12 protein-coding genes and 1 other RNA gene are annotated in these 12050 nt (G+C 61.3%); 8 read left to right on the top strand and 5 right to left on the bottom strand.

Annotated elements, in window-relative coordinates; genetic code table 11:
- Positions 1-6: 6 nt before the first annotated feature.
- Positions 7-185: non-coding RNA, 6S RNA (gene ssrS / locus CRO59_RS20950), on the top strand.
- A gap of 80 nt (positions 186-265) precedes the next feature.
- Complete coding sequence (locus CRO59_RS20945) at positions 266-871, top strand: 5-formyltetrahydrofolate cyclo-ligase (RefSeq protein WP_097089567.1); 606 nt, start codon at positions 266-268, stop codon at positions 869-871.
- 35 nt (positions 872-906) lie between these two features.
- On the opposite strand, the gene CRO59_RS28790 is transcribed toward CRO59_RS20945, so the two are convergent.
- The gene (locus CRO59_RS28790) at positions 907-1062 is read right to left on the bottom strand and encodes a hypothetical protein (RefSeq protein ID WP_003229308.1); all 156 of its coding nucleotides are present in this window, start codon (positions 1060-1062) and stop codon (positions 907-909) included.
- A gap of 197 nt (positions 1063-1259) precedes the next feature.
- Between CRO59_RS28790 and CRO59_RS20935 the strand changes: the two genes are divergently transcribed.
- The 4 genes from CRO59_RS20935 to CRO59_RS20920 all read left to right on the top strand — a co-directional run bounded on the left by CRO59_RS20935 (position 1260) and on the right by CRO59_RS20920 (position 6637).
- A complete protein-coding gene (locus tag CRO59_RS20935) occupies positions 1260-1709 on the top strand; it encodes an EVE domain-containing protein (protein WP_097089566.1) in 450 nt (149 codons plus the stop codon).
- 121 nt (positions 1710-1830) lie between these two features.
- Complete coding sequence (locus tag CRO59_RS20930) at positions 1831-2796, top strand: HlyD family secretion protein (protein WP_097089565.1); 966 nt, start codon at positions 1831-1833, stop codon at positions 2794-2796.
- Positions 2793-5519 carry a ribosome-associated ATPase/putative transporter RbbA gene (gene rbbA, locus CRO59_RS20925; RefSeq protein ID WP_097089563.1) on the top strand — a complete coding sequence of 909 codons (2727 nt, stop codon included), beginning with the start codon at positions 2793-2795 and terminating at the stop codon, positions 5517-5519. Before CRO59_RS20930 ends, rbbA begins: the two co-directional genes overlap by 4 nt.
- Positions 5519-6637, top strand: a complete 1119-nt coding sequence (locus CRO59_RS20920; RefSeq protein WP_097089562.1) for an ABC transporter permease — start codon at positions 5519-5521, stop codon at positions 6635-6637. The genes rbbA and CRO59_RS20920 overlap by 1 nt, the downstream gene beginning before the upstream one ends.
- 16 nt (positions 6638-6653) lie before the next feature.
- Here the strand turns inward: CRO59_RS20920 and CRO59_RS20915 are convergent, their stop codons facing one another.
- Positions 6654-7061 carry a flagellar basal body-associated protein FliL gene (locus CRO59_RS20915; protein WP_027610485.1) on the bottom strand — a complete coding sequence of 136 codons (408 nt, stop codon included), beginning with the start codon at positions 7059-7061 and terminating at the stop codon, positions 6654-6656.
- Between the two features lie 150 nt (positions 7062-7211).
- Here CRO59_RS20915 and CRO59_RS20910 point away from each other — a divergent pair, with 150 nt between their 5' ends.
- Positions 7212-8189, top strand: a complete 978-nt coding sequence (locus tag CRO59_RS20910) for an NADPH:quinone oxidoreductase family protein (RefSeq protein WP_097089560.1) — start codon at positions 7212-7214, stop codon at positions 8187-8189.
- Positions 8190-8259: 70 nt separating this feature from the next.
- On the opposite strand, the gene CRO59_RS20905 is transcribed toward CRO59_RS20910, so the two are convergent.
- Together CRO59_RS20905 and CRO59_RS20900 are read right to left on the bottom strand one after the other, a co-directional pair.
- Positions 8260-8874 carry an energy transducer TonB gene (locus CRO59_RS20905; RefSeq protein ID WP_097089558.1) on the bottom strand — a complete coding sequence of 205 codons (615 nt, stop codon included), beginning with the start codon at positions 8872-8874 and terminating at the stop codon, positions 8260-8262.
- Positions 8875-9051: 177 nt separating this feature from the next.
- Positions 9052-9681, bottom strand: a complete 630-nt coding sequence (locus tag CRO59_RS20900; protein ID WP_097089556.1) for a flagellar basal body-associated protein FliL — start codon at positions 9679-9681, stop codon at positions 9052-9054.
- Positions 9682-9906: 225 nt separating this feature from the next.
- On the opposite strand from CRO59_RS20900, the gene glpT reads away from it, so the two are divergent.
- On the top strand, positions 9907-11256 hold the full coding sequence (gene glpT, locus CRO59_RS20895) for a glycerol-3-phosphate transporter (RefSeq protein WP_027610481.1): 1350 nt from the start codon (positions 9907-9909) through the stop codon (positions 11254-11256).
- Here glpT and CRO59_RS20890 read toward each other — a convergent pair.
- On the bottom strand, positions 11232-11900 hold the full coding sequence (locus CRO59_RS20890; RefSeq protein ID WP_047596692.1) for a gamma-glutamylcyclotransferase: 669 nt from the start codon (positions 11898-11900) through the stop codon (positions 11232-11234). The genes glpT and CRO59_RS20890 overlap by 25 nt on opposite strands.
- Between the last annotated feature and the right edge of the window lie 150 nt (positions 11901-12050).

Raw genomic sequence — 12050 nt, 5'->3', positions numbered from 1 at the left:
TCGCCGCACTCCCTGGGGTGCTTGCCAGTTGACGATGTCCCTGAGCCGATTTGCACTACCCTGGAGGTTGCACGTTGGGCTGGTGTGCATGTCCGCCAGACGGAAAGCCTTAAAGTCTACTGCATCCTCCACCTTGAACTTTCGGGTTCAAGGGCTAAGTTGACAGCGGTTCATCCGGGGAGCCTGATTCGAATCCGATGCTGGTTTTTGCCGGCATCGGATTTTTTATGCGTGCGTTTTCGCCCTCACCTGCCGAAGCCGAACCATGACCGAACCTGCGCTGCTGCCCCGCCCGCAACTCCGCCGCCTGCTGCGCAAGGCGCGTCGTTCACTGACTCCCGGTGAACAGCGGCAGGCCGCCAAAGGCCTGTTCCGCCAACTGGCGCAAGACCCGCACTTTCGCCGGGCGAAACACATCTCTCTGTACCTGCCCACCGACGGTGAAATCGACCCGCGCCTGCTGCTGCGCGAAGCCCAGCGGCGCGGCAAAGCCACCTACCTGCCGGTGCTCAGCGCCTGGCCGCGAACCAAAATGGTGTTCCAGCGAATTCGCCCCGGCGACAAGCTCAAGCCCAATCGCTTCCGTATTCTTGAGCCTCGGGCCAATCTGGCTCTTCAGCGCAAGATCTGGACCCTGGATCTGGTGCTGTTGCCACTGGTGGGGTTTGACGATGTTGGCGGACGTCTGGGGATGGGCGGCGGATTCTACGACCGCAGTCTGGCGTACCTGGCCCGGCGCAAGAACTGGCGCAAGCCGACGTTGCTGGGCCTGGCCCATGAATGTCAGAAGGTCGAACGCCTGGCGCAGGCAAGCTGGGATGTACCGTTGCAAGGCACGGTCACCGATAAGGCGTGGTATTTCGCAGGATAGACGCCGCGCAGATCAGCGGCGTCGGGAAGGCAGTTTCAGCGTTTGAACGCGGTCGACTGTTGAACCTGTTGCGCGACTTCAACCGGAGCATCGGTCTTGCTCGTCCACAGACTTTGCGCGTAACCGGTGGTTACGACGCCAAGGCCGAACAAAATAACCAAAGTCCATAGCAAATCCGGTTTGCGTTTCATCGATTGCCCCCCTCAAGGCACATCATCACGATGACAGCAGCGGTTTCCGTTCGTAGGCCGTGCAGCAGCGTCAAGCTTTAAAGGCCGGCATTTTGCGACAACGTGAACCCGGGCGCAAACGCTGACGTCAACCGACCGTCGGTTTGTCATAAAATTGCCCGACAACCTGCCCAATCACCGCTTGAGGAGCAAAAGACATGGCCTATTGGCTGATGAAATCCGAGCCCGACGAACTCTCGATCAAAGATCTGGAGAAACTCGGCAAAGCGCGCTGGGACGGGGTTCGCAACTATCAGGCGCGCAACTTCCTGCGGGCGATGGCGGTGGGCGATGAGTTCTTTTTCTACCACTCCAGTTGCCCGGAGCCGGGTATCGCCGGAATCGGCAACATAATCGAGGCGGCGTACCCGGATCCCACCGCACTGGAACCCGAGAGCCATTACTTCGACCCGAAGGCCACACCCGAGAAAAACGCCTGGAGTGCGATTGATGTGGCACACGTCGAGACGTTTGCCCGGTTGCTGAAGCTCGATTACCTGAAACAGCAGACTGCGCTGGCCGAAATGCCGCTGGTGCAAAAAGGCAGTCGCCTGTCGGTGATGCCGGTGACGGCCGAACAGTGGGTCGCGGTGCTTGGTTTGCGCTGAGAACTCGCCGGTCACGGTTTTTACCGACAAAAGGGGCTAGGCTTGGCGCTCATTTGACTGACATCAAGCGAATGGAACGCTTGAACAGTCAGACTGCAAGCCACAGCCGCAGGATGCCCCCATGTCGACGCACAGCCGTTCTTCACTTCTATACGCCGGTTCGCTCCTGGTATTACTTGCCGCCGCTGGCGGATTAGGTTACTGGATGTCCATCAGCAGCCGCCTGGTCGAAGGACTGTCGATGGGCAACGGGCGGCTGGAAGCCACTGAAGTGCAGATCGCCAGCAAGCCCCCCGGGCGCCTCGCCGAGGTGCTGGTCGATGAAGGCGACAAAGTCAGCAAAGGGCAACTGCTGGCGCGCATGGACACCCGCACCCTTGAAGCCCAGCGTAATCAGGCCGAAGCCGAAGTGTTGCGCGCCCGGGAGAATCTCAACGCCGCTCAGGCCAACGTGCAATTGCGCCAGAGTGAACTGCTGCTGGCCCAGCAAGAGCTCGGGCGTTCGCAATCACTGTTCAAGCACGGTTATGTCAGCGCGCAGATCATCGATCAGCTGCAGTCACGCATCGGCACTGGCAACGCTGCCGTTGTCGCCGCCCGGGCCCAAGTGTCTGCTGTCAGTGCGGCGATTGGCGCGGCACAGGCTCAAGTCGCACAGTTGACCAGTGAAATTGACGACAGCAGTCTGCGCGCGCCGATTGATGGCGTGATCCAGCTGCGCATGGCCGAGCCCGGCGAAGTGCTGGGGGCCGGTGGCCGGGTCTTGCTGCTGATCGATCCCAACGACCAGTACATGAACCTCTATCTGTCAGCCGCGGTGGCCGGGCGCCTGGCGGTGGGCGATGAGGCTCGCGTGCTGCTCGATGCCTTGCCCGATAACCCGCTGCCGGCAAAAATCAGCTTCGTCGCAGCCAAATCGCAGTTCACTCCCAAAGAGGTCGAGACCCGCGACGAGCGGCAAAAACTGGTGTTCCGCGTCAAGCTGCGCCTGGTCCAGCCCAGCGCCGTGCCGCAGGCCAAACCCGGCATGCCCGGGGCCGGCTACGTGCGGATCGCGCCCGTCGAATGGCCGGCCAATCTGCAATGAGCGGCCTTGCGGTTCAAGCGAACGGTATCGCCCACCGCTACGGCAAACAGCAAGCGCTGAGCGATATCAGCTTCAGCCTGCCCGCCGGTACCCGCTGCGGGCTGATCGGCCCCGACGGCGCCGGCAAATCCAGCCTGCTGGGGTTGATTGCCGGCGTGAAGACCTTGCAGCAAGGGCAACTGGACGTGCTCGGTGGCGCGATCGAGGATCGCCGGCATCGCGACACACTCTATGCGCGCATCGCCTTCATGCCGCAGGGGCTGGGCGGCAACTTGTACCCGGAGCTGTCGATCCGCGAGAACATCCAGTTCTTCTCGACGCTGTTCGGCCTGTCCAAGGCTGAAAGCGAGCAGCGCATGCACAGCCTGTTGCTCGCCACGGATCTGCTGAAGTTCGCCGAGCGCCCCGCCGGCAAGTTGTCCGGCGGCATGAAGCAGAAACTCGGGCTGTGCTGCGCGCTGATCCATGAACCGGATCTGCTGATCCTCGATGAGCCGACCACCGGCGTCGACCCGCTCTCGCGCCGGCGCTTCTGGGAGTTGGTCGACGATGTGCGACGCCAGCGCCCGCAACTGACGCTGCTGGTCGCCACGGCCTATATGGAAGAAGCCGAGCAGTTCGAGCATTGCCTGATGCTCGATGCCGGCAAGTTGATCGCCACCGGCCTGAGCCGCGAGCTGGCGACCGTCACCCCCAGCGGCAAGCTCGATGACGCCTTCACCTATTTCCAGGGCGACAGCCAGCATGACGCTCAGCCGCTGGTGATTCCACCGCGCACCGGCAACAGCAGCGACATCGCCATCGAAGCCCACGACCTGACGCTGCGCTTCGGCGATTTCACCGCCGTGGATCACGTCAGTTTTGCCATTGGCCGTGGCGAGATTTTCGGTTTTCTCGGCTCCAACGGCTGCGGCAAGACCACCACCATGAAAGTCCTGACCGGGCTGATGCCGGCCAGCGAAGGCAGTGCGACGCTGCTCGGCAACCCGGTGAACGCCAAGGATCTGGCCACGCGCAAGCGGGTCGGCTTCATGTCGCAGAGTTTTTCGCTGTACGGCGAACTGAGTGTGCGGCAGAACCTCGAGCTGCACGCGCGGCTGTTCGACCTGCCCAAAACCGAGAGCGCACAACGCATCGAAGCATTGATTCAGCGCTTCAATCTGCTCGCGGTCGCCGACCAGCCATCCGGGGCATTGCCATTGGGGCTGCGCCAGCGTCTGTCACTGGCGGTGGCGGTGCTGCACCGCCCGGAGGTCCTGATTCTCGACGAGCCGACTTCCGGCGTCGATCCGGCAGCCCGTGATGATTTCTGGCGACTGTTGATCGAGTTGTCCCGCGAACAGGGCGTGACGATCTTCCTCTCCACGCACTTCATGAACGAAGCGCAGCGCTGCGACCGCATCTCGCTGATGCACGCGGGCAAGGTCCTCGCCTGCGACACCCCGGCGGCGCTGCAACGCCAGTTTGCGGGAGAGACGCTGGAAGCGGCCTTCGTCACTTGCCTGGAACAGGCTCAGGGCGCTCAGCCATCAGCGCCTGTGGCCGAACCGCAAATGGCGCCGCCGAGCGCAGCGACAACACCGCTGCCCCGTCACGGTTTCAGCCTCGGTCGCCTGTTGGCCGTGGCCAGTCGCGAAGGCAAGGAGCTGTTGCGCGACAAGGTGCGCATGGCGTTCGCCTTGGCCGGGGCGATTTTCATGATGGTGATTTTCGGTTACGGCATCTCGCTGGACGTGGAAAACCTCGCGTTCGCCGTGTACGACCAGGATCAGACGCCGCAGAGCCGGGCTTATCTGGAGGCGTTTCGCGGCTCCCGCTACTTCGACGAACAGCCGGCCATTCATGATCCGCAGGAACTGCACCGGCGCCTGCAACGCTCGGAAATCAAACTGGCGCTGGAGATTCCCCCCGGATTCGGCCGCGATCTGTACGCCGGGCGCCAACCCGCCGTGGCGGCGTGGCTGGATGGCGGCATGCCGTTTCGCGCCGAAACCAGCCGCAATTATGTTGAAGCAGTGCACTTGGCCAATCTGCAACAGCTGGCCGAGCAGAGCAGCCCCGCGCTGGCCCACCCGGCGGCCGCCAGCCTGGAAACCCGCTTTCGCTACAACCAGGACGTGGTCAGCGTCAACGCTATTGGCCCTGGGGTCATGGCGCTGATCCTCGCCTTCATTCCGGCGATGCTCACGGCGCTGGGCATCGTCCGCGAAAAGGAGTTGGGGTCGATCACCAATTTCTACGCCACGCCCCTGACCCGCCTCGAATTTCTGCTGGGCAAACAGGCGCCGTACCTGCTGGTCAGTCTGGTCAACCTGGCGCTGCTGGTGGCGATGAATCGCTGGCTGTTCGGCGTGCCGTTCAAGGGCAGCCTGCTGACGCTGGCATTCGGCGGCCTGCTGTACGTGCTGGCGACCACCAGCATGGGCCTGCTGATCTCGGCGTTCACCCGCACACAAATCGCCGCGATCCTCGGCACCATGATCATCACCAGCCTGCCGACCATCCAGTTCTCCGGGCTGATCGTGCCGCGCTCGTCGCTGGAAGGTGCGGCAGCAGTGATGGGCATGCTGTTTCCGGCGGGGCACTTCCTCGACATCGCGGTGGGTACGTTCACCAAGGCGCTGGACTTGCGTCAGCTGTGGCCACAGTGCCTGGCGCTGTTCGGGTTCTTTGTCGGGTTCACCGGGCTGAGCCTGATCATGCTGAAAAAGCAGGAGGCCTGATGCACAAGTTCGCGCACATCCTGCGCCTGGGACTCAAGGAACTGACCAGCCTGCGCCATGACAGCGTGTTGCTGCTGTTCCTGTTCTACGCCTTCACCGTGGCGATTTACATGCCCGCCGCCGGTTCGGTGATCGGCGTGCACAACGCCAGCGTGGCGATCGTCGACGAAGACCACAGCGCCCTCTCACGCCAATTGGCCCAGGCCCTGCAGCCGCCGGAATTCCAGACGCCGGTGCTGCTGCCTTATGCGCAACTGGATCAGGTCATGGACAGCGGTGAGTACACCTTCGTGATCAATATTCCGGCGGGCTTTCAAACCGACTTGCTCGCCACGCGGCAACCGGCGATTCAGGTCAACGTCGATGCCACAGCCATGAGCCAGGCGTTCATGGGCGCCGGCTACATCGGCCGGATCTTCCAGCGCGAATTGCTCGACTATGCCGGTCAGGGCGGTGCAGCGGCCAAGGCACCCGTGCAACTGACTACTCGCGCCCTGTTCAACACCAATCTGGAGGGCGGCTGGTTTCTGGCGGTGATTCAGATCGTCAACAACATCACTATTCTGGCGATCATCCTCACCGGCACGGCGCTGCTGCGCGAACGCGAACACGGCACGCTCGACCATTTGCTGGTGCTGCCACTGACGGCGCTGGAAATCATGCTGGCGAAAATCTGGAGCAACCTGCTGGTGGTGGTGTTGTGCACCTGGCTGTCGCTGGAGGTAGTGGTCAAAGGCCTGTTGAATGTGCCGTTGGCCGGCTCGATGAGCCTGTTTTTGCTGGTGACTGCGGTTTATCTGTTTGCGAGTACCGCGCTGGGCATCTTTCTGGCGACGCTGGCGCGCTCGACGCCGCAGTTCGGTCTGCTGGCGATTCCGGTGATCATCCCGATGTTGCTGCTGTCGGGCGGCAGCACGCCATTGGACAGCATGCCGCAGTGGCTGCAATGGGTCATGCAGGGTTCGCCGTCCACGCACTTTGTCAGCCTCAGCGCCGCGATTCTGTTTCGCGACGCCGGGCTGAGCGTGGTCTGGCCGGACTTGCTGGCGCTGACGGCTATCGGCCTGCTGTTCTTCGTCATCGCGTTGGCGCGCTTTCGCAAAAGCCTGGCGTCCTGAACAGCGGCCAGCGTGGTTACTGAATGATCAGGTTGTTGAACAACAGATCTTCAACCACCGGTTTGCCGGTCTCGTCATTCATCACTTGCTGGGTCTGCTTCAGGGCTTCCTGACGCAGCTTTTCCTTGCCTTCGATGCTGCCCATCGCCTCGGTGGTCTGCTGAGTGAACAGCGCCACCAGTTGATTGCGGATCAGCGGCTCGTTGGCCTTGACCAGTTTGGTCGCCTCTTCGCCCGTCACACGCAGCGCCACGTCGGCCTTGTAGACCTTCAGCTTCGGTGTGCCGTCCAGCCCGTAGTTGCCCACGAACGGCGGGCTCAGGGTGATGTAGTTGACCTTCGGCGCCTCGCCTTCTTTGGCTTCTTCGGCCAGCGCTGCCACAGGCAGAGACAGGGCCAGCAACAACATGATCCACGCTTTCACAATTCGCTCCTTATCCGGTTTGCGGCCTAGCATAACGACCCGCCGCGCAAGCACAAGCTTATGGCTGACTATCAGGGCCGGGCATGCTCGTTGACCCGTTGACTGACACACCTACACTTATCGGCCATCACTCCCAAAGGAATAGCCCTGATGAAAGCCGTGCTGTGCAAAGCCTTCGGCCCTGCCGAATCGCTGGTGCTGGAAGACGTCGCCAGTCCTGTCGCGAAGAAGAACGAAATCCTGCTGGAGGTGCACGCCGCCGGGGTCAACTTCCCGGACACGCTGATCATCGAGGGCAAGTATCAGTTCAAGCCGCCCTTCCCGTTTTCGCCGGGGGGCGAAGCGGCCGGCGTGGTCAGCGCCGTCGGTGAGAAAGTCAGCCATCTGAAAGTCGGCGACCGGGTCATGGCCCTGACCGGCTGGGGCAGCTTCGCCGAACAGGTCGCGGTGCCGGGCTACAACGTGCTGCCGATCCCGCCGTCGATGGATTTCAACACCGCCGCCGCGTTCAGCATGACCTACGGCACTTCGATGCACGCCCTCAAGCAACGGGCCAACCTGCAACCGGGCGAGACCCTGCTGGTGCTCGGCGCTTCCGGTGGCGTCGGTCTGGCGGCGGTGGAAATCGGCAAAGCCATGGGTGCCCGGGTCATCGCCGCCGCCAGCAGCACGGAAAAACTCGCCGTGGCCAAGGCCGCCGGTGCCGATGAACTGATCAACTACAGCGAAACCAGCCTCAAGGACGAAATCAAACGCCTCACCGACGGCCAGGGCGCCGACGTGATCTACGACCCGGTCGGTGGCGACCTGTTTGACCAGGCCATCCGCGCCATCGCCTGGAACGGCCGCCTGCTGGTGGTCGGCTTCGCCAGCGGACGCATCCCCGAGCTGCCGGTCAACCTCGCGCTGCTCAAGGGCGCAGCCGTGCTCGGCGTGTTCTGGGGCTCCTTCGCCCAGCGTCAGCCGCAGGACAACGCGGCGAACTTCCAGCAGTTGTTCGGCTGGTTCGCCGAGGGCAAGTTGAAACCGCTGGTGTCGCAGGTGTATCCGCTGAGCAACGCGGCGCAGGCGATCAACGATCTGGGGCAGCGCAAGGCGGTGGGCAAGGTGGTGGTGCAGGTGCGCTGAGTTTTTGCAGGCCGGTGACTCTCGGCGCCGGCCTGATTCGCGCCAGGCAGCAACCCAGCGTCGCTGGCTATTAAAGCAACTCACGAACCTCTCCCGGCAGAAAACTCATGTAGCTACGCATAGGGGCTTCCCGGCAGCCTCTGACGATCATCGGTACACGCCGGTTCATCTTGGCGATGATCGCCAGACGCTGTTCATCGGCCATCTGACTCTTGAGAATCACGTTGGAAACGTAAGCACGGGTGTAATTAAACACTTGTGCATCGACCCAGGCATGCTCAGGCATGTTCCTGAAATTGTCATTGATGCCGCGACACTTTACTGACTTCAGCCACTGGTTGATGTCGATCGGCTGATCTCTGGCCAATCGAAAGAGCATCGGCGCCACAACGGGCTGCTCCGCAGGCCGACCGTCTTCAACCGTCCAGGGCTTGAAGCGCCACTGTGTTATTGCGTCTCTGACCGCCTCCGCCAGATCGGGGTGATCACTCTGCACAGTGTCGATCGCGCTGACCGAGCCATCCGCCTTGACGATAAAGCTGACCCTGACCTCGCCTTCGACCCCTGCCCTGGACAACCTCTTCGGGTAAATCGGCTGCGGGTTGTTTTCAGGTATGAGTAACCCTTCTGCCGCCAGTGCAAGACTGAAGATCGTCAATAAAAGCCCTGCAAAAAACCACCGCATGATCGCGCCCCTTCCCTATTGAGATGCCTGTCCGGCAACAACAGAAAGTTTACGGAGCACTGTCTTTTAACTGAATGGCGCACCTTCGCTATTGAATGCAGGACATTTCCTGATCCCGATGGGAAATCCGACGAAACCGCTGGGCAAATGACGGTAGGTAAATTTTCTGACGGACGTTTAGCCGCCGTTCGGCCCGGCAGAGTCGCCCGGCAACAAGTGCTCCTGCACCTTCAGGCTGCGCGACGGAATCAGCCGGCCCTTGTCATCGAAGCGCAGGACGATCAGCCAGTCAAAGACCTCATCCGGCCATTTTTCCTGGCCCATCAGGGCTGTGGGGTCACCGCCAAAGGCTTTGAGCAGTTTGTTGATATGGCCGTGGTGCCAGGCAATCAGCACCGTCTGCGCCTGATTGCTCTTGCGCAACAGTTTGACCAGTTGATGCAGGTCGCCATTGACGTAGGGCTGCTCGATCGCAAGGTTCAAGCGCTGGGCCAACGGGGTCAGGGTCAGGCGTGAGCGCGAACTTTCCGGGGTATCGCCGGCAGCGATCAAACGCTGGGGGGTGAACGTCTGGCCGTCGAGTTTTAGCGGATTGAAATAGTCGACGTAGGCGGCGGCGCGTTGCTCGCCTCGGGCATTGAGCACCGATCCTGTATCCGGTTTTTCCGCATGTCGAATGATCAGCACCGTGGCGTTGCGCAGGCCGGAATGAGCAGGATGATCGGTGACGATCAATGTCAGCAACACGACGGCAAGTCCCGCTGCCACCAAAAATCTCGGCACCAACATGCGAACCTTCAGTGACATTGCTTATCTCGGCTGATCAATCGGCTGAACGGGCCGCGAGTCTAAGTCACTCCAGGTAGATAAGTGGTGAAAACGCCCTGTTCTTACAGCTGAGCGACAGGTTCGTAAAAGAACGCGCGAATTCCAACATTTCCCCTATTTTGCCAATGCGAACCGGTGCTATTTTCGGTAACGAAACTGTAACATTCGCATCCGCAGTCAAAACAAGAAATCTGGAGCTCTTGAATGTTTGCTTTCTTTCGTCCTGCCGCACATCAGGCTCCATTGCCTGAAGAAAAAATAGACAGTACTTACCGACGCCTGCGCTGGCAGATCTTCGCCGGTATCTTCTTTGGCTACGCGGGTTACTACCTGCTGCGCAAAAACTTCTCGCTGGCCATGCCGTACCTGATCGACGAAGGCTACAGCCGTGGCGATCTGGGGCTGGCGATGTCGGCCATCGCCATTGCCTACGGTCTGTCGAAGTTCCTGATGGGCCTGGTGTCCGACCGTTCCAACCCGCGCTACTTCCTTCCATTCGGCCTGCTGGTGTCAGCCGGGGTGATGTTCATTTTCGGTTTTGCGCCTTGGGCGACTTCCAGCGTGACCATGATGTTCATCCTGCTGTTCATCAACGGCTGGGCCCAAGGCATGGGCTGGCCGCCGAGCGGACGCACCATGGTGCACTGGTGGTCGCAGAAGGAACGTGGCGGCGTGGTTTCGGTGTGGAACGTGGCGCATAACGTCGGTGGCGGTCTGATCGGCCCGCTGTTCCTGATCGGCATGGGCCTGTTCAATGACTGGCACGCAGCCTTCTACGTTCCGGCAGCGGTGGCGCTGGGCGTGGCGGTGTTTGCCTTCATCACCATGCGCGACACCCCGCAATCGGTCGGCCTGCCGCCGATCGAGAAGTACAAGAACGATTACCCGGAAGGCTACGACGCCAGCCACGAAGACGAATTCAGCGCCAAGGAAATTTTCGTCAAATACGTGCTGCGCAACAAAATGCTCTGGTACATCGCCATGGCCAACGTGTTCGTTTACCTGCTGCGCTACGGCGTACTGGATTGGGCGCCGACCTACCTGAAAGAAGCCAAAGGTTTCACCGTGGATAAAACCTCGTGGGCCTATTTCTTCTACGAGTGGGCGGGCATTCCGGGCACGCTGCTGTGCGGCTGGATGTCGGACAAGATCTTCCGTGGCAATCGTGGCCTGACCGGCATGGTGTTCATGGCGCTGGTGACCGTGGCGACGCTGGTGTACTGGCTGAACCCGGCCGGCAACCCGACGGTGGACATGATCGCGCTGTTCTCGATCGGCTTCCTGATCTATGGCCCGGTGATGCTGATCGGCCTGCAGGCGCTGGAACTGGCACCGAAGAAAGCCGCCGGCACGGCTGCGGGCTTCACCGGTCTGTTCGGTTACCTGGGTGGTTCGGTCGCGGCGAGTGCGGCGATGGGCTACACCGTTGACCACTTCGGCTGGAACGGTGGTTTTGTCCTGCTGGTGGGCGCTTGCCTGCTGTCGATGGCCTTCCTGGCCCCGACCCTGTGGCACAAGCAAGTCGCCAGTCAGAGCCGCGAAGCCGTCGCCTGATCGGCTTTTGACTGACAGCGCTTGAGCCGCGCCTCCAGATTTCGATCCGGCATGGCGTGGCTGCGCAGGGCGTGGGCGGTCTGCTCGACATAATCACGAGTGGTGCCGTAACGCCCGCAAGCGCTTTCGAACACCTGGCTCAGCACATGATCCGGCAAGTTGCCGGCATAGCTGGGCAGGTGTCGCTCCAAAACAAACCCTAACGCCTGAACCTGACTGCCATCTTCGAGCCGGCAGTTCAGCCAGTGCGGGCGATAGGACGGGAACGGCATCTCGCGTTTCCACAGCGCGTACAGCGCAGCGTCGAGGTTCTCTTCCGGCAGCCGATAGGCGAAGCCGCTGCATGAACCGCCGCGATCCAGACCAAATACCAGCCCGGGCATTTCCGGCGTTCCGCGATGCTCATGCGACCACAGGTACAAGCCACGATGGTAGCCATGGACTCGTCCGCGCACCCGCTCCACCGCCGTACATTCCGGGCGCCAGATCAGCGAACCGTAGGCGAACAGCCACACCGGGCCGCCCTTGTGGCGCGCCATGGTCGATTGCATCGAGACGAGAAGTTGTTCGTGGGTCAGCTGCGGCCCCAGATCGAGCCGCGGAGGGTAAGCCAGATTCACAAAAGCAGATTCAATGGCTGTCATGACGGAAGTGTTCGGCCCCGCAAGTATTACAAGATGTAAGCACAATTCGCTGGATAGAACATATAGCAGTAACTGTAAAACGAAAAGTGCTAAAGGATGTATGGCCTGCCCGATAGCGCTACTGGGGGTTATCAGCCCCGGCTATGCGGC

This window comes from Pseudomonas sp. LAMO17WK12:I5 (assembly GCF_900215165.1).
GTDB lineage: Bacteria > Pseudomonadota > Gammaproteobacteria > Pseudomonadales > Pseudomonadaceae > Aquipseudomonas > Aquipseudomonas putida_A.
The sequence above is the reverse complement of the archived record's forward strand: the minus strand, read 5'-3'. Positions and strand labels throughout refer to the sequence as shown.